The 21621-nt window shown below is 50.1% G+C and carries 19 protein-coding genes; 5 read left to right on the top strand and 14 right to left on the bottom strand.

Features of this window, described 5'->3' with window-relative positions; genetic code table 11:
- Nucleotides 1–24: 24 nt before the first annotated feature.
- Both HQN79_RS01395 and HQN79_RS01400 read right to left on the bottom strand, forming a co-directional pair.
- Nucleotides 25–699: a dienelactone hydrolase family protein gene (locus tag HQN79_RS01395; RefSeq protein WP_173286873.1), complete on the bottom strand. Its 675-nt coding sequence runs from the start codon at nt 697–699 to the stop codon at nt 25–27.
- A 15-nt stretch (nt 700–714) separates the two neighbouring features.
- Nucleotides 715–1362: a phosphoribosyltransferase gene (locus HQN79_RS01400; protein WP_173283922.1), complete on the bottom strand. Its 648-nt coding sequence runs from the start codon at nt 1360–1362 to the stop codon at nt 715–717.
- A gap of 248 nt (nt 1363–1610) precedes the next feature.
- On the opposite strand from HQN79_RS01400, the gene HQN79_RS01405 reads away from it, so the two are divergent.
- Complete coding sequence (locus tag HQN79_RS01405; protein ID WP_173283923.1) at nt 1611–2120, top strand: DsrE family protein; 510 nt, start codon at nt 1611–1613, stop codon at nt 2118–2120.
- A 279-nt stretch (nt 2121–2399) separates the two neighbouring features.
- Here the strand turns inward: HQN79_RS01405 and HQN79_RS01410 are convergent, their stop codons facing one another.
- From HQN79_RS01410 to gpmI, 12 genes are all read right to left on the bottom strand, one after another.
- The gene (locus tag HQN79_RS01410; protein ID WP_338065239.1) at nt 2400–3071 is read right to left on the bottom strand and encodes a nitroreductase; all 672 of its coding nucleotides are present in this window, start codon (nt 3069–3071) and stop codon (nt 2400–2402) included.
- 44 nt (nt 3072–3115) lie between these two features.
- Nucleotides 3116–3748: a CBS domain-containing protein gene (locus tag HQN79_RS01415; RefSeq protein ID WP_173283924.1), complete on the bottom strand. Its 633-nt coding sequence runs from the start codon at nt 3746–3748 to the stop codon at nt 3116–3118.
- Between the two features lie 354 nt (nt 3749–4102).
- Nucleotides 4103–4555 carry an RDD family protein gene (locus HQN79_RS01420; RefSeq protein ID WP_173283925.1) on the bottom strand — a complete coding sequence of 151 codons (453 nt, stop codon included), beginning with the start codon at nt 4553–4555 and terminating at the stop codon, nt 4103–4105.
- A gap of 137 nt (nt 4556–4692) precedes the next feature.
- Nucleotides 4693–5322, bottom strand: a complete 630-nt coding sequence (locus tag HQN79_RS01425) for a DUF47 domain-containing protein (protein WP_173283926.1) — start codon at nt 5320–5322, stop codon at nt 4693–4695.
- Nucleotides 5315–6361: an inorganic phosphate transporter gene (locus HQN79_RS01430; RefSeq protein ID WP_173283927.1), complete on the bottom strand. Its 1047-nt coding sequence runs from the start codon at nt 6359–6361 to the stop codon at nt 5315–5317. The genes HQN79_RS01425 and HQN79_RS01430 overlap by 8 nt, the downstream gene beginning before the upstream one ends.
- A gap of 24 nt (nt 6362–6385) precedes the next feature.
- On the bottom strand, nt 6386–7507 hold the full coding sequence (gene mnmH / locus HQN79_RS01435; RefSeq protein ID WP_173283928.1) for a tRNA 2-selenouridine(34) synthase MnmH: 1122 nt from the start codon (nt 7505–7507) through the stop codon (nt 6386–6388).
- Nucleotides 7507–8583: a selenide, water dikinase SelD gene (selD, locus tag HQN79_RS01440; protein ID WP_173283929.1), complete on the bottom strand. Its 1077-nt coding sequence runs from the start codon at nt 8581–8583 to the stop codon at nt 7507–7509. The genes mnmH and selD overlap by 1 nt, the downstream gene beginning before the upstream one ends.
- A 107-nt stretch (nt 8584–8690) precedes the next feature.
- Nucleotides 8691–10763 carry a [FeFe] hydrogenase, group A gene (locus tag HQN79_RS01445; RefSeq protein WP_173283930.1) on the bottom strand — a complete coding sequence of 691 codons (2073 nt, stop codon included), beginning with the start codon at nt 10761–10763 and terminating at the stop codon, nt 8691–8693.
- Between the two features lie 116 nt (nt 10764–10879).
- Nucleotides 10880–11254 carry a hypothetical protein gene (locus HQN79_RS01450; protein WP_173283931.1) on the bottom strand — a complete coding sequence of 125 codons (375 nt, stop codon included), beginning with the start codon at nt 11252–11254 and terminating at the stop codon, nt 10880–10882.
- 162 nt (nt 11255–11416) lie between these two features.
- Complete coding sequence (locus HQN79_RS01455) at nt 11417–12826, bottom strand: FAD-dependent oxidoreductase (protein WP_173283932.1); 1410 nt, start codon at nt 12824–12826, stop codon at nt 11417–11419.
- Between the two features lie 21 nt (nt 12827–12847).
- A complete protein-coding gene (gene gltB / locus HQN79_RS01460; protein ID WP_173283933.1) occupies nt 12848–17338 on the bottom strand; it encodes a glutamate synthase large subunit in 4491 nt (1496 codons plus the stop codon).
- Between the two features lie 259 nt (nt 17339–17597).
- Entirely contained in the window at nt 17598–19178 is a 1581-nt protein-coding gene (gpmI, locus tag HQN79_RS01465) for a 2,3-bisphosphoglycerate-independent phosphoglycerate mutase (RefSeq protein WP_173283934.1), read from the bottom strand.
- 103 nt (nt 19179–19281) lie between these two features.
- On the opposite strand from gpmI, the gene HQN79_RS01470 reads away from it, so the two are divergent.
- From HQN79_RS01470 to HQN79_RS01485, 4 genes are all read left to right on the top strand, one after another.
- A complete protein-coding gene (locus HQN79_RS01470) occupies nt 19282–19731 on the top strand; it encodes a rhodanese-like domain-containing protein (protein WP_173283935.1) in 450 nt (149 codons plus the stop codon).
- Between the two features lie 29 nt (nt 19732–19760).
- The gene (gene grxC / locus HQN79_RS01475) at nt 19761–20015 is read left to right on the top strand and encodes a glutaredoxin 3 (protein WP_173283936.1); all 255 of its coding nucleotides are present in this window, start codon (nt 19761–19763) and stop codon (nt 20013–20015) included.
- 85 nt (nt 20016–20100) lie between these two features.
- A complete protein-coding gene (gene secB / locus HQN79_RS01480; protein WP_173283937.1) occupies nt 20101–20544 on the top strand; it encodes a protein-export chaperone SecB in 444 nt (147 codons plus the stop codon).
- Nucleotides 20545–20590: 46 nt separating this feature from the next.
- Entirely contained in the window at nt 20591–21598 is a 1008-nt protein-coding gene (locus HQN79_RS01485) for an NAD(P)H-dependent glycerol-3-phosphate dehydrogenase (protein WP_173283938.1), read from the top strand.
- Nucleotides 21599–21621: the final 23 nt, after the last annotated feature.

Below are 21621 nucleotides of genomic sequence, written 5' to 3' on the forward strand. Positions count from 1 at the left end.
TACTGTATTGCCGTCGGGGATTTTCTATGTGGCGGACTGTCCGTTGCCAAGTTTTTGCAGAAACCATTCTCTGGCGGCATCTGCAGCAAGGTCGAGGGTTCCCGGTTCTTCGAATAGGTGGGTGGCTCCGGGAATCACGGTTAACTCGCATTCGGCGTGCATTTGCGACTGAGCCTGCTTGTTCAGTTGCAGAACGTCGTAATCCAGACCGCCGACAATCAGCAATGTCGTCGCTTGCACTTTGGCTAATACCGGTTGTGCCAGATCGGGCCTGCCTCCGCGCGAAACCACGGTTTTGATTTTCTCTGGAAGTGATTCGGCCGCAAACAGTGCAGCGGCGGCTCCGGTGCTGGCACCGAACAGACCGATCGGTAAACCGGCCAGTTGTGGCTGCCGGGCGACATAGTCTATGGCGCATCGGCTTCTTTCACTTAATAGCGGAATATCGAAACGGAATTCGCGGGTCAGCATATCGATTTGATTCTCATCGGCGGTCAGTAAGTCAAACAGCAAGGTCGCCAAACCGGCCTGGTTGAGCAGTTGAGCGACATGGCGGTTACGGGTACTGAAACGGCTGCTGCCACTGCCGTGAATAAACAGAATCAGGCCTTGAGCATCGGCGGGCAGGCGCAGGTTGCCTTCCAATATGGCGTCACCGGCAGGAATCTGTAGGTTACTTTCAAAGATTTCAGGGATCATAATCTCCACTCATGCTTACTCCCGCCATGCCTCTTGAAGCTGTTGTTTAACCTCCGCGTCGCTTACCTGGTCAAATTGCAGATACCATTGTCCGATTGAGGAGAAATCATACGGCTGGAAAGGGCAGACAACCTGATCGACTTTGGATTCGACCAGTTCGACGCTTTGCGGCGGTGCGACCGGCACGGCGACCGTGACGGATGCAGGGCTCTGCAAGTGAACTGCGTCAATCGCCGCCAGCATTGTCGAGCCGGTTGCCAGCCCGTCATCGACCAGAACGATATCGCGGTTCTGCAGTATCAAATGCGGACGCTGGCCTCTGTAAGCTTTTTCGCGCCGCTCCAGTTCGTGCCGCTCTTTGGCTTCGATCGCAGCGATCTCTTTGTCGTCGATGTGATAGGCGCGAATAACGGATTGGTTGAGCACCTTGATATTGCCGCTGGCGATGGCGCCCATTGCCAGTTCTGGAAAATGCGGGGCGCCCAGTTTACGCACGAGCATAAGGTCCAACGGGGCCTTATAGGCGTTGGCGATCTCGAAAGCGACCGGGACGCCGCCGCGGGGAAGCGCCAATATGAGCGGGTTGCGGAGGGTTGTCTGCTGCTGTAAACACTCTGCAAGCCAGCGGCCGGCAGTCTCTCGATCAGGTATCGGTAATTTCATAAGTCGCTTTCCTATTGATTTTAAAGGGAAAGGGGGCGTGCGCTTTTTAGTCTAGCGATTTAGTGCGGGTGCCGTGTCGTTTTACGATATAAAGTTGATCCGAATAGACTATCGGGTTATGAAGTGACGGATATTTTCGAGCCGTTCTTGTTGAGTGTATGGTGGATAAATTAAACTGATTTGCTTTCAATATTTATGTTTATTAGTGTTGTAAACGTAGCCTTTATTAACTCTTTTAGGAATGATGTATGAAATTTTCCCGGTTTGCTTTTGTGAAGTTGTGTTTTGCGTTATTTTTGACGATTTTTTCGGTTCCTGGATCTGCGGCGGAGTTGAATAATAAAGAGGCAATGCAAGGCCTTGAAAGTATGCATGTGATCTACGACATCCGTAAATCCAATCCGAATGCGATGTTGGTTTATCTAAAAGGAATCGAATCCAACCGAAGCAATTTGATTAAAGAAGGCGTTGAACCGTATCAGCGAATTGTCTTTATTGCCCGTTCGGTAAAGTTTATTACGACACAACCTTCCGAAGAAGTGGAAATGCAGTATGGGCCGGTCCTAGAGAAAGTTGCGGCTCAGATCGCGCGACTGCTTGAACTGGGCGTTAAAATGGAAGTTTGTTCCGCCGCGACAGCGGCTTTTAACGTCGATAATGACACCTTACTTCCGGGCATTAAACCGGTCCGTTCAGGGTTTCTATCGGTTATGGGGTGGCAGGCGCAGGGTTATCAGCTCGTGCCGGTTTACGATTGATCGGCTCACGGCTTGTCCACTTTTGGATTGCCGAATAACAGACCCGCCGAAGATTCGGCGGGTTTTTTATTGATCAGCGATTTATAAGTGGTTTATAAGAGGTTTATAAGAGGTTTATAAGAGGTTTATAAGAGGTTTATAAGAGGTTTATAAGAGGTTTATAAGAGGTTTATAAGAGGTTTATAAGAGGTTTATAAGAGGTTTATAAGAGGTTTATAAGAGGTTTATAAGAGGTTTATAAGAGGTTTATAAGAGGTTTATAGGCCGATGGATCGGAAGTCAGTCGAAAAAGCGGGTAAAGGCTTCCACCGGTTCCCGTTCGGTGCGGTACTGGTTGACCGGATGATCCGTATTTTCATAGCCAAGTGCCATTCCTCCAAGCAGGAGCTTATCGTCGCCGTAACCGAGTTGTTCGCGGATAAGATCGGGATATTCTCCCAAGGCGCCTTGCGGACAGGTTCCCAGACCTTCTTCCAGAGCCAGTAGCATAATATTCTGTACAAACATGCCGTAGTCGAAAAACGAGCCGGTTTGCAGGCTTTTATCCATAAAGAAATACAGCGCGACCGGGGCATCGAAACTGCGGTAGTTTGCCGCCCATTGCGCCATCTGCCCAGCTTTGTCATGGCGTTCTATCTGCAAGGCGCCATACAACTGTTTTCCGGTTTGTACCCGGCGCAGTTTATATGCTCCTTTCCACTCGTCCGGGTAATAAGCGTAATCCATTTTTCCTCGTTCGCCGGCCGTAAATTTATCCAGCATGGCGCTCTGCAGGCGCAGTTTTGTCTCGCCGCTGACAACCGCTACCTGCCACGGCTGGGTGTTGACCCCGGAAGGCGCATGACGTGCGGCATCCAGAATTCGTTGAATTATTTCATTGTTCACCGGCTTGTCTAAAAAGGCGCGTACAGAATGACGCTGGGTAACGGCTTGAGATACAGACAGACTCATATTTTTCCTTTGCTAGTCCGATTGAAAATACAGATTGAAACGGATTATACCCACAGGCTCAGAGGCGGATCCATCATCAGGGCCTTGAGCAAATCGGTTTTGCTGATGATTCCGACCAGATTATCCTGCTCGTTAACAACCGGCAGGGCACTGAGCTGGTATTCGTACAGTACTTGTGCCACTCGGCGGACATCGGAGACGGGGTCTACGGTAATGACTTCCGGATTCATAAACTCCGTCACGAGGGTCTCAGCGGGAAGCCGGTCATGCAGACTGACTTTAAACAGCTGTTGGTAGGTCAGTAATCCGACCAAAGACTGTTGCGCGTTCAATACCGGCATCTGTTGAAAGCTGCCCTTTTCAAAAATTTCCAGAGCCTGCTTTAGCGTTGTGCGACTGTCCAGAGTGGCAACAGGCTGCGACATGATCTGGTAGGCATGTACCAAAACGCTACGCTCGTTTAACTGCAGCATTTTACGATAGGCTTGCAAGTGACGGGCATTGGCAGCGGTTTCTGCAGTGTCCTCGGAATCGCTTCCCGAAATGGAAAAGGTTTGGTCGCGGGCGACATCTTCGTGCAAGTTAGGAGCTTGTCCGGCGTTCGGTTGATGCACCTTGTGCAGTTGTTCCAGGCTGCTGCGGAAGCGTCTGCCTTGAATATTATAGATAGCGAACATGATTCACCTCGCGGATAGCAAGGTTCTATCTTAGGCGTAATTCATTTCAATTTCACGCTGTAAGCATGACGGATTGATTGAAAATATATCTGGTATTTAGGGGTATATGATATATACTTGTTTGACTGTGCTAAGAGTTTTCGTTTGAGCAAGTAGTGGAAATATCGTGTTTTTACATGTCCTTACTGGTTTTATGCGTTTAGTGCAGGATTTGTCGTATTCATTTTGCGGTTTTCGTTAACCGTAAGAACTTTTCCTCCAATGGGCATTGTTTTCAACAGAGCCCATTATCTTTCCTGGAGTTCTTCATTCACTCCAGGAGCTTTTTTTCACGACCTTTTTCATTCTTTGGCCTTAGCGGTTTTCTTCGAAAGTGACTTCATCCGGATTATTGTCGCGGATCACCACCGTTCCCGCGATTTTGTCGTGCCATCCCTGTTTTTTCGGATCAAAACCGATCCAAATAAATCCGAGCCCTAATGGCAGGGCGGAAACAATATAAGCGAAGTAGCGGATTACCGCCTGAAAGACAGAAAGCTTGTAACCGGTTCTGGCGTCGACGATTTTCAGTTTGGTGGCCATTTTTCCGGGCGTTCCGTAAAAACGTACCCACAGCCAGATAATGACGACAAACGGCAGTATCCAGTTGATCAGCAAGTCCCAGAAACCGTGGATAATCGCACCGTTGTTCATTTCCTCGGCGCCGTAAATCATCATGGTGGGAATGGTGAAAACAATAACCATCAGGATGGCGTCAATAAAGGTCGCCCCGGCTCTGATCCAGAAACCTGCATACGTTGGTCGCATTCTATTCTCCTTGATCGATTAAATGTTGTTTTATTTAGATAGTTTTTTAAGTAAAAAACATTACAAAATACCATCTTAACTGAGTTTAATGGCGGAGGGAACTCATGCCGGAGATCGAAAGATTTTTTAGAAAGGGGTCAGCTCATTTTCACCAGAATGTCTTCCAGCGAATTCGCACAGATTTGAAAACGTTTACCGATCTCCTTCAACTGTAAAAGCAGCTCGCGGTGAATGAACATCTCTTGAAGGTTATTGCTTTTTGAAAGCAGAGCCATCTTTTCGACATAAATATCCACCAGATAATCATAGCTGTCGCGAACGTTTTGCGCTTCGAGCGCGACGGCAAGATGGTCCTTCTCGATCAGTTTTTCAAACCCTTTGGCAAGATGTTCCGAGCTCAGACAGATTTGCGAAAAAATGGTGTTGTAGCCATTATGCAATTCCCGGATTTCGTAGGCTTTGGCTTCGATGATGAAGTGACGGATACTGACGGCCAGCCAGTCTAACTGGCTGATGATGCGAAAAATGGATTCGCGATCGATAGGGGTGATGAAACTGTTGAGCAATTCATTCATATTGCTCTCTTTGATATTTTTCGCCTGATGTTCGTCTTCGGTTACCGCCTGACAGCAGATTTCGTCGCCCTCGATAAAGCACGACTGCAGATCGTGCGTGATACGCTTGATGGCCTGCGCATGCTGGTTCAAGGCGCCGAGGAAATCGACTTCTCTCGGTAATACGTATTTTTGCAGCAGGGATCTAAACATGAGAACCTCCGAACAGATGGAAAATAAACGTGGCATATAAGGCGCCTAAGAGCATTGAAATCGGAACATTCAAAAACCAGCCGGTGACGATTCCCTTTGCTTTGAGCCAGTTCACGTGTCGGGGTTTTTCCGCAGCGCCATTGCCAATCAAGGTCGCTGTCACCACTTGAGTGGTTGAAGTCGGAGCGCCAATCAGGGTCGCCATGGTGTTGACGAGTGAGGCGCTGAGCTGGTTGGCGACTGAATGCACGACCCGGACACGGTAAATTTCAAATCCCAGAGTTTTGATAATACGCCATCCACCGAAAAAGGTTCCGAGAGTGATGGCCGAAGTACACAGCAAGATTGTCCATAAAGGGATTTCGAAACTTTGCGTCTGGCCGGATGCCAGAAGCATCATGCCGATAATTGCCATGCCCTTCTGGGCATCGTTTGCGCCATGCGAAAAACCCAGCCAGGCGACACTGAAATACTGCGAAGCAATAAACAGGTTACGTATCCGGTAGGTGAAGTTTTTGAACAGGCTCAGAATCAGTTTCATTAAAAGAAAACCGATCAGGAGACCCAGAAAAGGTGATGCAAAAAGCCCGACAATGACTTTCATTACGCCGTCAAGCTGCCCGTTAAGGAGTGCTTCGATACCCCAGTTCACCTGCTGGTTTCCGAGCAATGCTAATCCTGCCCCGACCAGGCCGCCAGCCAGTGAGTTGGAGGATGAAGACGGATAGCCGAGCTTCCAGGTAATGAGGTTATAAGAGATGGCTGCCAGCAGTGCGCCTATCACCAGACTTTGTGCGCTGTGAACCTGTGCGTCACTGATATCGACAAAAGTGCCGATGGTATCGGCGACGGCCAAGCCCATAACCAGAGGGCCTATAAAGGTAAAAATGCCTGCGATGATAATGGCCACTGATGCTTTCATTGCACCGGATGCAATCGCGGTCGCGACCATATCCGCCGAATCGTGAAAGCCGTTGGTGAAGTCGTAGAGTGCAACGACAATAACCACCATGATTAAAAGAAAGAAGCTCAATTCCATGGAAAAGCAACCGGTTTGCAGAGGTTAGGCATTCTGCGGACTTTGCAGGTAGTCAACGATCTCCTGTATTGAGCCGCTGAATTCGACCTTATGCTGTCGCTTCTGCATCTGATAGTCGTACATAGGATCGTAATACTCGACCAGCAGGGTCTCGATCCAGGTTTGGTGTTCGTCGATCGAACCGCTGCTTAACTGAATCTGTAGCGCCTGATTGAACTGCTGCAGTACTCTTTGATAACGTTCTCCGCCGAGTCGTTTCTGGATACGGTTAAACGCCGCGAGCATAAACGCTTTCCAGTCATCGACCGACGGATATTCTTTTTGCGCCTGCACGACATACTCGTCGAGCGTAATGGCAATGCGCTCTTCAAGCGGCGTTTCCAGAACGACCCGGGAACCGCCTTTGAAAAACTCAAACAACTCTTTGGACATATAGACCGTGCCGATATTACGCCCTTCATCTTCAATCACTAACCGTCTGTGCGGTGTTTCCTGAAAGCGGATGAGCTCCATTGCCAGAGCGTTTTCGAAATTGATTTGGGTCGGCTGGGGTGTGGCATGGCGTCCGAAAGCAGAACCACGGTGATGGGCCAGGCCTTCCAGATCAACGGTGTTCTGTAGTTGTTGCAGCAGCAGCGTTTTACCGGAGCCGGTGCGTCCGGCCAGGACGACGGGTTGAATTCCGGATTGTGGAAAGGTTGTCGGTACGGCTTCGAGAAAATCGATCAGGTAGCGACGGAAAGCTTTATAACCACCTTTTAAGCGTACGATTTCGCGTCCTGAATCCTTGAGCCATTGCTGGGATATTTTCGAGCGCATGCCGCCGCGGAAGCAGTATAGCAACGCATCCGGGTGTGCTTCCATAAACGCTCTCCAGGATTGCACTCGCGGTTCGCGAACCTGCTCGTTAACCAGTTTATGACCGAGTTTAACCGCCGCTTCATTACCATACTGCTTGTAGCAGATACCGACTTTCTGACGTTCTTCATCGGTCATCAACGGCAGGTTGACGGTATTGGGGAAAGCGCCCTGGGAAAATTCCACCGGCGCACGCACGTCAATCAGGGGCGTATTGTTCAATACGATCGACTTGAAATCATCCGTCTGCGGTAAGTCTTGCTCAAATTGAGTAATGGAGACGGTCATTAAGCCACCTGTACGCAGTGCGACTGTTCTTCGGCAGAGACCGTTCGGCCGATCGGTTCAAGTTGCAGTCCATGCTGCGCGGCAACGGCTTTGAATTCCTCGACGGACTCATTCTTAACCGCCGCCAGCAGTCCCCCGGAAGTTTGCGGGTCGCATAGCACCATTTTCTGCGTTTCGCTCAAGGGCTGACCGTTCACGCCGCTGACCTTGTGCCCGTAACTGTCAAAGTTGCGTCCGGTTCCGCCCGGTGTGCAACCCTGCTCAAGATAATTCAGAACATGCGGCAAAACCGGTACCTTGGCAAATTCAATTTGCGCGGCGATATTACTGCCTTCGCAGATTTCGATAAGGTGTCCCAGTACACCGAATCCGGTTACATCCGTCAGGGCGGTGACGCCTTCAAGCTTGGCAAATTCACTACCGGCCTTGTTCAGAGTGGTCATGGCTTCAACCGCCATCTGCATATGTTCCGGCTGAATCTTTTTCTGTTTCTGCGCTGTCGTCAGGATTCCAATACCGATCGGTTTGCTCAAAAACAGCTGACAATCGGCTTCGGCACTGGCGTTACGTTTCAGGTGACGGTTGTCCACCAGTCCGGTTACCGCCAGACCGAAGATCGGTTCAGGAGCATCGATCGAGTGACCACCGGCAAGTGGAATGCCTGCGGCCTGACAGGTTGCTCGACCGCCTTCGATTACCTGCTGACCGACTTCGGGCGGCAATTTATCGATCGGCCAGCCGAAGATTGCAATCGCCATCAGGGGATTGCCGCCCATAGCGTAGATGTCGCTGATGGCATTAGTCGCGGCAATCTGTCCAAAAGTAAAAGGGTCATCGACGATTGGCATAAAAAAGTCGGTAGTACTCAGAACGGACGTACCGTTACCGAGGTCGTAGGCGGCGGCATCATCTTTGGTGCTGTTACCGACCAAAAGCGCCGGGTGCGGAGCGATCTCCATCGAGGTCTGCAGAATGCTGTCGAGAATTTTCGGAGAAATTTTGCAACCGCAGCCTGCGCCGTGACTGTATTCGGTCAGTTTAATCGAATTTTGCGTCTCGCTTTGTTCAGCACTCATAGATAACCTCTTAGCCGTTATTCGGTATTGATTTTTAAGAGCACTATTTTAGAGATTTATCTCAGGTTCGGGGGAGGATTAACACAAAAATACCTGAGATAGTGTGATTACAGAAGTCTTCTTGTCAGTTTGCGGATTACCTTTCTGGATTCAGTACCTTCATTCAGCGTTGCGGCTTCAATGGTGAAGACACAGTGTTCGCCGCTTGGTGTGATAACCGTAAGATCGTCCTGTTGAGCAGGCGAAGCCATGGTATGTCGGACATACTTGGGTCCGTATTGTCTTGGCGGCAGAACGTCTTGAATCAGTGCCCGAATATTCTCGACGCCGCGAATGTCTCCGTAGGGCGAAGCGGTCGACCAAAGTGCGTCCGGATGAAAGAGTTTGCTTGCGGCATCGCCATCCCGTCGGTCAACGCAATCGAGAAAGCGCATTAACAGCAGACGTTTGGAATTTCGTGCCGCGTAGGCGGTGTGCAGAAGCTCATGGGCACGCTCGGAATTCGGCTCTTCCAACTCGGTCGCATACAGTTTTTGAATATCACGGTTTTCATAAGAACGTCTGCGTGGAGCCTGACTGTCAATCTGATAAATGGCCTGCATGCGTTTGTGCAGAATATCTGGATCCATCGATTTCGGTTCTCCGCCTCCGCCAAGACATCCGCCAACGCAGGCCATCACTTCAATGGCGACATACTCCTCGCGCCATTGCTCCGATTGCAGCATTTTCTGTAATGTGGCAATGCCGTTACAGATGGCCACTTTGCCGATACCGGGAATCTGCGCCTCTTTAATACCTTGGCGAACACCTCTCAGCTGCTGCCATTCGAGGGGCAAGCTGTCTTCTCGACCAATAAAATGGCTGGCCGTCCGAACGACCGCTTCCATGACGCCACCCGAGGCACCGAAAATCTGTGCGGCTCCGGTACTTTCTCCTAAAGGGTTGTCGAATTCGTCATCTTCGGGCAGGGCGCTGAAGGGAATGCCTCGCGCTTTGATCATTCTGGCCAGTTCGCGGGTTGTCAGGACGTGATCGACGTCGCCGGAAACTCCGGGACGGACGGATTCATCCTTTTTGGCGGTACACGGCATCACGCTTACTACATAGGGTTCATTTTTCCCGTTGGCAAAGTCGGCACCGAGTGATTGCGCGAAAGCACCGCGTTTGGTGAGGGCGCCGTGCATCTGCTGCGGTGATTTAGCGGTGCTCAGGTGTGGCAACAGGTCGGGGCGATTGAGCTCAATCCAGTTGACCCAACCGGGACAGCAGGAGGTGAACAGGGGGAGGTTCTGTTGGCTTTTCAGGCGACCGAGAAACTCGCTTCCTTCTTCCATAATGGTCAGATCGGCAGCGAAATTGGTGTCAAAGACGTAATCGAAACCGAGCGCCCTTAATGCATTGATCATACGACCGGTACTGACCGTGCCGGGTTTCATGCCGAATTCTTCGCTGATGGCAACACGGGTCGCCGGAGCGACCTGCACGGCGGAGATTCTTCTATGGGCATCAAGGGTATGCAGAACTTCATGCCAGTGTGGCGTTTCGATCAGCGCGCCGACCGGGCACACCAGCGTACACTGGCCGCATGAGATGCACTTGGTTTCGGATAATGGCTTGTCGAAAACCGTTACCGGCATTCGTCCTTCGCCGTGTTCGGCGAAACCGATAATATTCTGCTGCTGACCGGGTTCACCGCAGGCTTCGGCACAGAGTCCGCATTCAATACACTTCGACAGATCGCGCCAGATACTGGGGGAGGTATGGTCAGTCAGACGATGCTCGGGATGCTCAGCCGATCCCCGCGGAAGCTTCGGCCATTTGTCTTCCAGCTGATACTCGCTGACCAGATTCTGAAACTGACAGGAACCGTTGACTTCGCAGCGGATGCAGTCGTTCGGATGTCGCGCCAGAAGCCACTGCGCGTCCGCTTTACGAAAGGCGATTAATTCACTGGTGTCGGTTTCGATAATGTCGCCGTGCTGAGCCAGGGTTTTGCACGCCGGTTGCGGTTTTTGAGCGCCCTGAACTTTCACCAGACACATTCGACATACTGCATGGGAGGGCAGACGGGGATAGTAACAGAGGGTCGGGATATGAACTTCCGCTTTTCTGGCGGCATCCAGCAGAGTCGAACCGCTTTCTATTTCGACCGGGTGTCCATTAACCGTGACCTGAATCATGTTACACAATCCATTAATGACTATGAGGTTAATCTAACACTCGGTTTCGCGGGAATCAATTCGCTTAATCTTTTAGGTAGGCATATCGTTACCGGAGTCCCTGCATTGGGATAGCTTTAACTAATTTCGCCATTAATCCAGGCCAGAGCTTCCGTGACTTTGGAGAACTCGACAATGCTATCGAGCCCTTCGGCATAGGCGCTGACCAATATGAAAGGGTGCGGATTATGATGTTTTTTAACAATCGCTGTTTTATTGCGCAGGAAGTAATGGGCGTGTCGAGCAAGGCGTTTGCCGTATTCCAATTGCTCGTCATCGGACATGTGACTTTCGGCTTCCGAGACATTGATCAAGACATTCATCATGGGTTGAATTTTAAGAACTTCGATCAACTGATCCAAGAGATCAATTCTGTCCTGATAGGAGGTTTCCTTTTCGTAATGAGCATGAAGCAGATTGTTCTCATCATCCCTATGGAGTGTAAATCCCATTGAAGTGCCCTTATAGATCGAAGATGTGGATTTTTCGTATGAGAGTAAAAAATAACAGAATTTTTACGTTAAGGGCAAATTCATCGCGAATAAATGCAAAAAGCCCAAGTGCATTTCTGCGACTTGGGCTTTTCAGTATGGCTTGTTAAAGCGGAGTGGGAATTAAACTTCCAGGAAGTCCAGCATTCCTTCTGCGGCTTTACGACCTTCGGCGATAGCGTGAACCACCAGTGAAGAACCGCGAACCATATCACCACCGGCAAACACTTTCGGGTTGCTGGTCTGGAACTGGTACAGAGTGTCTTCGGATGCGACAACGCCGTTCCAGTTGTTCAGTTCGATGTCGAAATCTTTGAACCATGCCGGCGGATTAGGCTGGAAGCCGAACGCGACGATAACGGCATCGCACGGAATCACTTCTTCCGAACCTTCGACAATCTCTGCACGACGGCGACCGTTTTCATCCGGCTCGCCCATTTTGGTCTGAACCACTTTGATGCCTTCAACTTTACCGTCACCGATCACTTCGACCGGAGACAAGTTGAATTTGAACTGAACGCCTTCTTCTTTAGCATTCTTAACCTCGGCACGCGAGCCCGGCATGTTTTCTTCGTCACGACGGTAAACACAGAAAACTTCGTCGGCACCCTGACGGATTGAGGTACGGGTACAGTCCATAGTGGTATCACCACCACCTAGAACCACTACGCGCTTGCCTTCCATCGAAACGTAAGGCTCTGGATCGTTTTCGTATCCTAGAACGTGCTTAACGTTACCGATCAGGAAGTCCAGTGCTTTGTATACGCCCGGCAGGTCTTCACCCGGGAAACGACCGGCCATCGGCTTGTAGGTTCCCATTCCCAGGAATACTGCATCGTAGTTGTCCATCAGTTCCTGGAACTGAATGTCTTTACCGACTTCTACACCACAGTGGAATTCGATGCCCATGTGCTCAAGGATTTCGCGACGCTTCTGAACTACTTCTTTATCCAGCTTGAATTGCGGGATACCGAAAGTCAGCAGACCGCCGATTTCTGGTTGTTTCTCGTACACGACCGGTTTAACGCCGTTACGGATCAGAATGTCGGCCGCTGCGATACCGGCAGGTCCGGCACCGACGATGGCAACTTTCTTATCGGTCATTGGAACGTCAGACAGGTCTGGTTTCCAACCCATTGCGAAAGCGGTATCGGTGATGAATTTCTCAACCTGACCGATGGTGACCGCACCGAAGTTGGTATCTTCAAGAGTACACGCTTGTTCGCACAGACGGTCTTGCGGACAGATACGACCACACATTTCAGGCAGAGAATTGGATTTATGCGAAATCTCAGCCGCTTCCATGATGTTCCCTTCGGCAACCAGCTTCAACCAGTTAGGGATATAGTTGTGTACCGGACAGGCAAATTCGCAGTATGGGTTACCGCAGTGCAAACAACGGTCTGCCTGCGCCATAGCGTCTTTCATGTCAAACGGTGCGTAGATCTCTTTAAATTCAACCTTACGCTCTTGAGCCGGCTTCTTTTCAGGAAGCTGGCGGTTTAATTCTAAAAATTGTCTTACATTTGGCATTTTTAAATTCCTTCCAGTTCCTTAGTCAGCTTGCTTCGCGAATAGGTCAAACAGGTGCTCGATATCGATAGCACGTGATTTAACCAGCCAGAAGTCGCGGATCATGCCGCTGAAGTTATCCAGTACTTCCTGACCCCATGGGCTTTGCGTTTTAGCAACATACTCTTCAAGCAGGTCGCGCAAGTAACAGCGATAAGCTTCGGTCTGTTCGGTGTCGATGCGGATTGCTTCAACCATTTCCGAGTTCAGGTTGTCCGGTAGGGTACGCTCCTGATCCAAGATGAAGGCCATACCGCCTGACATACCGGCACCGAAGTTGACGCCGACAGGTCCTAGAGAAACAACTGTACCGCCAGTCATGTACTCACAACCGTGGTCGCCCAGTCCTTCAGTGACCGCGATAGCGCCCGAGTTACGAACACCGAAACGCTCACCACCGGTCCCGTTTGCGAACAGCTTACCGCCGGTCGCACCGTATAGACAGGTGTTACCTACGATTGGCGTGTTTTTCGGATCGAATGAAGAAGCTTGTGGCGGACGGATGACGATTTCACCGCCGGCCATACCTTTACCGACGTAGTCGTTCGCGTCACCTTCAAGGTGCAGGTTTAGACCGTCGACGTTGAACACACCGAATGACTGACCGGCGATACCGGTTAGTTTCAAGGTAATCGGAGTATCTTTCATTCCATCGTTGCCGTAACGCTCAGCGATCTCACCGGCAACACGAGCACCAATCGAACGGCCGGTGTTGACTAGATGGAATTCAAAAGTTCCACCTGTTTTCGCTTCGATTGCAGGCAGGGTCTCTTGAACCATTTCTTCAGCAATGTGACCGTGATCCCAAGGGTTGTTGCGATCAACCTGAACCGTGTGCGGCTTATCAGCCGGTACACCGCCGTCGGTGATGAACGCAGAAAGATCGATGTTTTTCTGTTTCTCGGTTAGCGGCTCGTCGATCATCTTAAGAAGATCAACGCGACCAACCAGCTCTTCCAGTTTGCTTACACCCAGTTTCGCCATCCATTCACGTGTCTCTTCGGCAACGAAACGGAAGTAATTCATGACCATTTCCGGCAGACCGATAAAGTGTTCTTTACGCAGACGCTCATCCTGAGTTGCAACGCCTACGGCACAAGTATTCAAGTGACAGATACGCAGGTATTTACAGCCTAGTGCGATCATCGGAACGGTACCGAAACCAAAAGATTCGGCACCCAGAATCGCAGCTTTAATAACGTCCAGACCAGTCTTCAGACCCCCGTCCGCTTGCAGGATAACCTGACCACGCAGATCGTTGGCACGCAGAACCTGGTGCGCTTCGGCGATACCCATTTCGAATGGGTTACCGGCATATTTAACCGAGGTCATTGGTGAAGCCCCTGTACCACCGTCGTAACCGGAGATGGTAATCAGATCCGCATACGCTTTGGCAACACCGGCTGCGATCGTACCAACACCCGGCTCGGCAACCAGTTTCACCGAGATAAGCGCTTTCGGGTTGATCTGCTTAAGATCGAAGATCAACTGTGCCAAATCCTCGATCGAGTAGATATCGTGGTGAGGAGGAGGCGAAATAAGGGTTACACCCGGTACGGAATGACGTAGTTTTGCGATTGTCAGATCAACCTTGTGACCTGGTAGCTGACCACCTTCACCCGGTTTTGCACCCTGAGCAACTTTGATCTGCAGCACTTCTGCGTTACGCAGGTAGTGTGCGGTGACACCGAAACGGCCGGAAGCGATCTGTTTGATCTTAGACATACGCTCGGTACCGTAACGGCTTGGGTCTTCCGCACCTTCACCGGAGTTTGAACGTGCGCCAAGGCGGTTCATAGCCGTCGCCAGAGCTTCGTGCGCTTCAGGCGATAAGGCTCCCAGAGAGATACCGGCTGAGTCGAAGCGTTTAAAGATCGCTTCGGCTGGCTCAACTTCGGAAAGATCGATGCCTTGAATACCGTCTTTGAAAGTAAACAGGTCACGGATCGTCATTGCCGGACGGTTGTTAACCAGTTCACGGAATTTGTTGTATGCGTTCTGATCGTTCTTCTGTACCGCTTCACGGATGCTGTTAACGACATCCGGGTTGAATGCGTGATATTCGCCACCGTGAACATACTTGAAGATACCACCTTGCTGCATTGTCTTGCGAGGGTTGAATGCTTCCCATGCCAGACGACGCTGGTCCAGCTCAAGGTGTTCGAATTTAGTCCCTTCAATACGTGAAGGCGTGCCTTTGAAACAAAGGTCAACGATATCGGTGCTAAGCCCTACGGCTTCGAATAGCTGTGAACCACGGTAAGAGGTAATGGTCGAAATTCCCATCTTCGACAGGATTTTGAATAGACCTTTATTGATCCCTTTACGGAAGTTCGCAATGTACTTGCTCATGCTGCTTGCAGAATCAAGCTCTTTAGTACGGATCATGTCAGCGATTGATTCATACGCAAGGTATGGATACACCGCGGTGGCGCCGTAACCGAACAGTACTGCGAAGTGGTGTGGGTCACGCGCCGAACCGGTTTCAACAATAATGTTCGCTTCGGTACGCAATCCGGTATCAATCAGGTGGTGGTGAACCGCACCGGTCGCCATCAACGCAGGGATCGTGGTTAGACCGTTTTCGATATGATTATCGCTCAGTACCAGCAGTGTTTTACCGTTTGCGGCCGCTTTCTCGGCTGCGGTACAAACATCTTTAACGGCCTGCTCCAAGCCTTTCTCTTCGTGGTTGTAGTGCAAAGAGATAATTTCGTGCTGATAATCGGCATCGCTCAGTTCCATCAACTGTTTCATCATTGATGGGCTAAGAACCGGAGAGTTGGCTTCCAGACGGCGAGCATGCGCCGGCCCTTCTTCGAACATGTTCAGTTCGCGACCGAAGCAAGTGTTCAAAGACATAACGATGTTTTCACGTAGTGGATCGATTGGCGGGTTGGTTACCTGCGCAAACATTTGACGGAAATAGTCGTATACCGAACGAGCCTTGTGCGAGAAGACCGGTAGCGGAGCATCGTCACCCATGGAAACAGTCGCTTCCTGACCGTCTTCGGCTAGAACACGGATAACCGCATCGCGCTCTTCGAACGTGACCTGGAAGTATTTCTGGTAAGTGTCGGCGGTTTTGTCATCCCACTCTTGTAGCGGCTGTTCTGCATCCAGTTTTTCTTCAAGATGCATGTATCCCTGATCCATCCACTCACGGTACGGCTTTTGATTTTTAAGCTGGTCGTCGATAACTTCCGGCTTCAATAGAGTTCCGGTTTCCAGATCCACAGCGATCATTTGACCAGGCTTAAGGCGACCTTTCTCGACAACATCGGCCGGATCATAGTTGTAAACACCGATCTCGGATGCAAAAGTGACGTGACGGTCTTTGGTAATGACATAACGCGTAGGACGCAGGCCGTTACGGTCAACACCACAGATTGCGTATTTACCGGTGTTAAGAACCATACCGGCCGGACCATCCCAAGGCTCCATGTGCATAGAGTTATATTCCAGGAATGCTTTCTTATCCGGATCCATATATGGCATGTTCTGCCATGCTGGTGGAACCAATAGACGCATTGCTTGGAAGATATGCATATCCCCCATGGTCAATACTTCGATCATGTTATCCAGCGAGTTAGAGTCGGAACCGGTTTGCGCAACCAAAGGTTTAAGTTCACCAAGGTCTGGTAGCAGTGGCGTTTCGAATTTCTTCTGACGTGCCAGTGCCCAGTTACGGTTACCGCGGATCGTGTTTAGCTCACCATTGTGCGCCAGGAAGCGGAATGGCTGTGCCAGACGCCATTGTGGCGTAGTGTTGGTCGAGAAACGCTGGTGATAAGAGATAACAGATGACGCAAAGGCTTCGTTTTCAAGGTCTGCGTAGAACTTAGGCAGTTCACGGGGCATAACCAAGCCTTTGTATGACAGCAACTGACTGTTTAGGGAAGCCACGTAAAAAGTCGCGTCTTGTGGCTCGATTTCCATTTCAGTTTTACGGCGTGCAGTAAATAGCAAACGGTTGAAGTCGGCTTCAGCCATGCCTTCCGGAGCGTTGACGAAAATTTGCTCGATTTTCGGCTCCATGCCCGCTGCCTGCTCACCCAGAACTTCCGAACGAACCGGTACCTTGCGCCATCCTGCAACATCCAGTCCTTTGTTCGTCAGGTATTTTTCCAGTGTGGTACGCGCCAGATCCGCTTTCGCTTCATCCTGATTCAGGAAGATCATACCGGCCGCGTAGATCGCGCCGAGTTTGAAGCCGGCTTCTTGAGCTACAGATTCAAGGAAAGCCTGCGGCTTTTTGATTAGAAGACCACAACCGTCACCGGTACAACAATCCGCGGCAACACCACCGCGGTGTGTCATATTGGCCAGGGATTCAATAGCCGTTTGGACCACCCAGTGACTTGGTTTGTCGTCCATATTGGCGATCAAACCAAAACCACAGTTCTCCTTTTCAAATTCTGGAGAGTAGAGGCCCTTTAAATTCAGGCCTGCTTGCGATTGTAATGGATTCATAATCAGTTTCCTGTTTGTCATCAAGCCTACAAATTAGCTTAGTGAGTCGCTAATAAGTTGATTTGTAAGCAGTTTATTATCTAGACGCGTTTAAAAGTAAAATTGGGCGCGAGATTATACTTTAGATAGGTGATAAATGGCAATTCCAATCAAAACCGGCAGGAATCGATCGGAGCCAAAACTAAAGCTGTAAAAGCGCAAAAAGACCAGTGTGAAATTAGCTTTCACAAAGGTCTTTTTTACCCCAAAAAATTGTATGTTATTTGGCGATAATGCTGACGCCGTCCATCTCTTCCGGTTGCGGAATTTCCATAATGTCCAGCATCGTTGGCATAACATCCGGAAGACGGGCGCCGGAGCGCAGTTTCACATCTTTTTTCGGACCAAAGTAGACCAGAGGCACCGGGAAGGTGGTGTGCGAAGTGAACGGTTCGCCGGTTTCCGGATCCTGCAGCATTTCCATGTTTCCGTGATCGGCCGTTACGATACATTGACCGCCGGCTTTTTCGATCGCGTTCAGGATTTTACCGAGTGCTTCATCAACCGCTTCAACGGCTTTAATGCACGCTTCCATATTACCGGTGTGTCCAACCATGTCCGGGTTGGCGATGTTGCAGATAAACGTATCGTATTTATCCGATTCAATCGCTTCGACCAGTTTTTCGGTCAGTTCGCCGACGCTCATTTCCGGTTGCAGGTCGTAAGTACGGACTTTAGGTGATGGGATCAGAATTCTGTCTTCGCCAAGGTAAGGTGCTTCGACACCACCGTTCAGGAAGAAGGTGACGTGCGCATATTTTTCCGTTTCGGCAATTCGTAGCTGACGAAGTTTCAATTTGGAGATAACCTCGCCGAAAGTGTTTTTCAGATTGCTCGGACGGTAAGCGATCGTTGCACCGAAGTTTTCGAAGTTCTTATGGTATTCGGTTAAGGTGACGAACGCTGCCAGCAGCGGTGTGTTGCAACGGTGAAATTCAGCAAAGTCGCTCAGGATGAAGGCTCGTGTCAGCTGGCGTGCACGGTCGGAACGGAAGTTCATGAAAATGACCGAATCGCCATCCTTGATTTTGCTCTTCTTGCCTTTCTTGTTCAGAATTACGGTCGGCTGAATGAATTCGTCGGTTTCACCGCGTTCATAGGCCGCTTCCACTGCTTCTCTGGCCGAGTCGGCTTTGAATTCTGCCTTACCGCAGCAGATAACGCTGTACGCTTCTTCGGTACGTTCCCAACGGTTATCACGATCCAGTGCATAGAAACGTCCTGTAATCGAACCGATGCTGAGGTCACCTTTCAATTCGTTAATGGTGTTTTCAATGTCGTCGATGTACTTCAACGCGCTTTGCGGAGCCGTGTCGCGACCATCGGAGAAGATGTGCAGTACCGTTTTTGCACCACGATCAGCAGCCAGTTTCAGAGCCGCTTTAATGTGGTTGATGTGCGAGTGAACGCCGCCATCGGACAAAAGGCCCATGATATGAACAACGTGGTCGCGCTCGACCGCTTTGTCGATCGCATTGTTCAGCGCGTTGTTGCTGAAGAAGCGTCCGTCATCGATGTCTTTCTGGATACGGGTCAGTTCCTGGTATACCACTCGGCCTGCGCCAAGATTCATGTGGCCAACTTCCGAGTTCCCCATCTGACCGTGAGGCAAGCCAACATCCATTCCAGAGGTGCTGATCAGGGTGTTAGGGTTTTCCGCCATTAACTTGTCGAAGTTAGGCGTATTGGCTTGTGCAATAGCGTTGAACTCAGTCTCTTCGCGATGTCCCCAACCATCCAGGATAATCAGCCCGGTTGGACGGTGTTTAACTTTTATCTTTGGCTTTAACTCTTGGCCCATAATTTCTCTTTACCGTTTGAAAATTTACTAAAATTGCGTTTATTGTAGCGATTTACGCTGTTAAAATCATCAGGTTTGATTAGAGTCTAACAAGGGAATATGAATGTTTATTGAATTTATGCAAGAACAGATGCTGCTGTTTATTGCGCTTTTTGTCGTTGTGATCATGTTAGCTTACAGCTATGCAGGTGATAAATTGGCCGGTTTTAAAACTGTCGGTACAGATGAAGCGACTCGCCTGTATAACGATGACGCCTTTGTTTTGGATGTTCGTACGGCGGGTGAATATCGCGATGGATACATTGGTAATGCGCTTAATATCTCAAGTAACGAGATTGCCGGCAAGCTGGATCAGCTACCGTCGGACAAGGATACTCCGATTTTGGTTTATTGTTTGAGCGGTGCGCGTTCTTCACGTGTGGCGATGACGTTGACCAAGAACGGTTATACCTCAGTGAACAACTTGCGTGGCGGTATTACCGCATGGAAAGCAGCCGGACTTCCGGTTGGGCGCGAACGTTCAAAAAAAAACAAAAAAAAGCAAAAGCAGTAAAACCGCAGCAGTCGAAAAAGGAGCAAGTTATGCCTGAGGTAGTAATTTATTTAACCCGTACCTGCCCATTTTGCAATATGGCTAAGCGTCTGCTGGATGGAAAAGGGGTCAGTTACGAAACGATTGATATCGGAAATGATCGCGATGCCTGGGCGGCTCTGGAAGAGAAAACCGGCCGTAATACCGTGCCACAAATCTACGTCGGTGAGCACCATGTCGGTGGCTTTGACGATCTTTCCGCAGCGGATAAGTCCGGCGAGCTGGATCGACTGTTGAAGGGATAACGCATTCCCTAAAAGGCAGGCTTAAAACCTGCCTTTCTGCTATCTATACCTAATATTCTAAAAAAATAACTAAAAAGGATTTTTCATGTCTGAACAAGAACAGATTTTTTCTATTCAGAAGATCTACACTAAAGACATCTCTTTCGAATCACCGAATACACCTGAGTTGTTCACGACACAATTTCAGCCGAAACTGTCGGTTGATCTGAATGTTGAGAGCCAGAACATTGCCGAAAACGTTCACCACGTTATTTTGCGTGTGACGGCTACGACAAAAGTGGATGACAAAACTGCGTTCCTATGTGAAGTTGAGCAGGCCGGTATCTTCACGCTACAAGGTTTTAACGAGTCGGAAACCAGCTACCTTCTAGGTGTTCAGTGTCCGGATGCGCTATTCCCTTATGCACGTGAAACTGTTTCTGATCTGGTTACGCGCGGCGGATTCCCTCAGCTTCTGCTTGAGCCGGTGAACTTCGAAGCGATGTATCACGAGCATATGCAAGCCCAGCAGCAACAAGCGCAGCAGTAATTTTACCGCGAGTGGAGATTTGCTGGTGAGCCAGCCGGTTAACAAGATGTCTAAAAAAATAGCCGTGCTCGGTGCCGGCGCCTGGGGAACCGCGCTGGCGATTCATTTGTCCAGAGTCGGGCATGAAGTTGTCTTGTGGACGCATAATGCCAAGGCTGCCAAAGAAATGCGTACCGAGCGTCAAAACCGTCGTTACTTGAAAGACAATCGTTTTCCGGACAGTTTGATGGTTTCTGATGATCTGAAAGCATCCGTTTCCGCGGTTGATGGGGTTCTGGTGGTGGTGCCGAGTCATGTTTTCCGCGATGTTCTTCAACAGCTGGCCGGAATTTTGGACGGTGCCAAACCGCATATTGCCTGGGCGACGAAAGGGTTTGAACCGGATTCTCTGCTGTTGCTGCATAAGGTGGCTCAGCAGGTTTTGGGAGCCGAGTTGGATATGACCGTGCTTTCGGGACCGACCTTCGCCGCCGAAGTGGCCAAGGGATTGCCAACGGCTATGGTCAGCGCGTCGCAGAATCCGGATGAGGCTGATTTCTGGGCGCAAGCTTTTCATTATGCTAACTTCCGAATCTACACTCAGAGCGATATTGTCGGTGTTGAAGTCGGTGGCGCTTATAAGAATATTATGGCGATCGCTACCGGTGTCTCCGATGGTCTGGGGCTTGGTGCGAACGCCCGTGCCGCATTGATCTCGCGAGGCATGGCGGAAATGATGCGCTTGAGTCTGGCGCTTGGCGGAAATGGTGAGACTATGATGGGGCTTGCCGGTCTGGGGGATTTGGTTCTGACCTGCACCGATGATTTGTCGCGAAACCGTCGTTTCGGTTTTCAGCTGGCTAAGCCTGGTGCCAAGGTGGATGAAGTGATTGAGCGGATCGGTCAGGTTGTGGAAGGTGTCAAGGCTGTCAGGGCCGTTCACCAGCTTGCTGGCAAGCTGGATCTGGATCTGCCGATCATGCAAGAGGTCTACGCGCTGGTAGAGGGGCAGGAAACTCCTGAACAGGCGGCTAAGGCTCTGCTGGCTCGCGACGGCAAAGCCGAAATTGAATAGGCTTTGCATTGTTGAATTTGCTG

The sequence above is a fragment of the Thiomicrorhabdus xiamenensis genome (genome assembly GCF_013282625.1).
Taxonomy (GTDB): Bacteria; Pseudomonadota; Gammaproteobacteria; order Thiomicrospirales; family Thiomicrospiraceae; genus Thiomicrorhabdus; species Thiomicrorhabdus xiamenensis.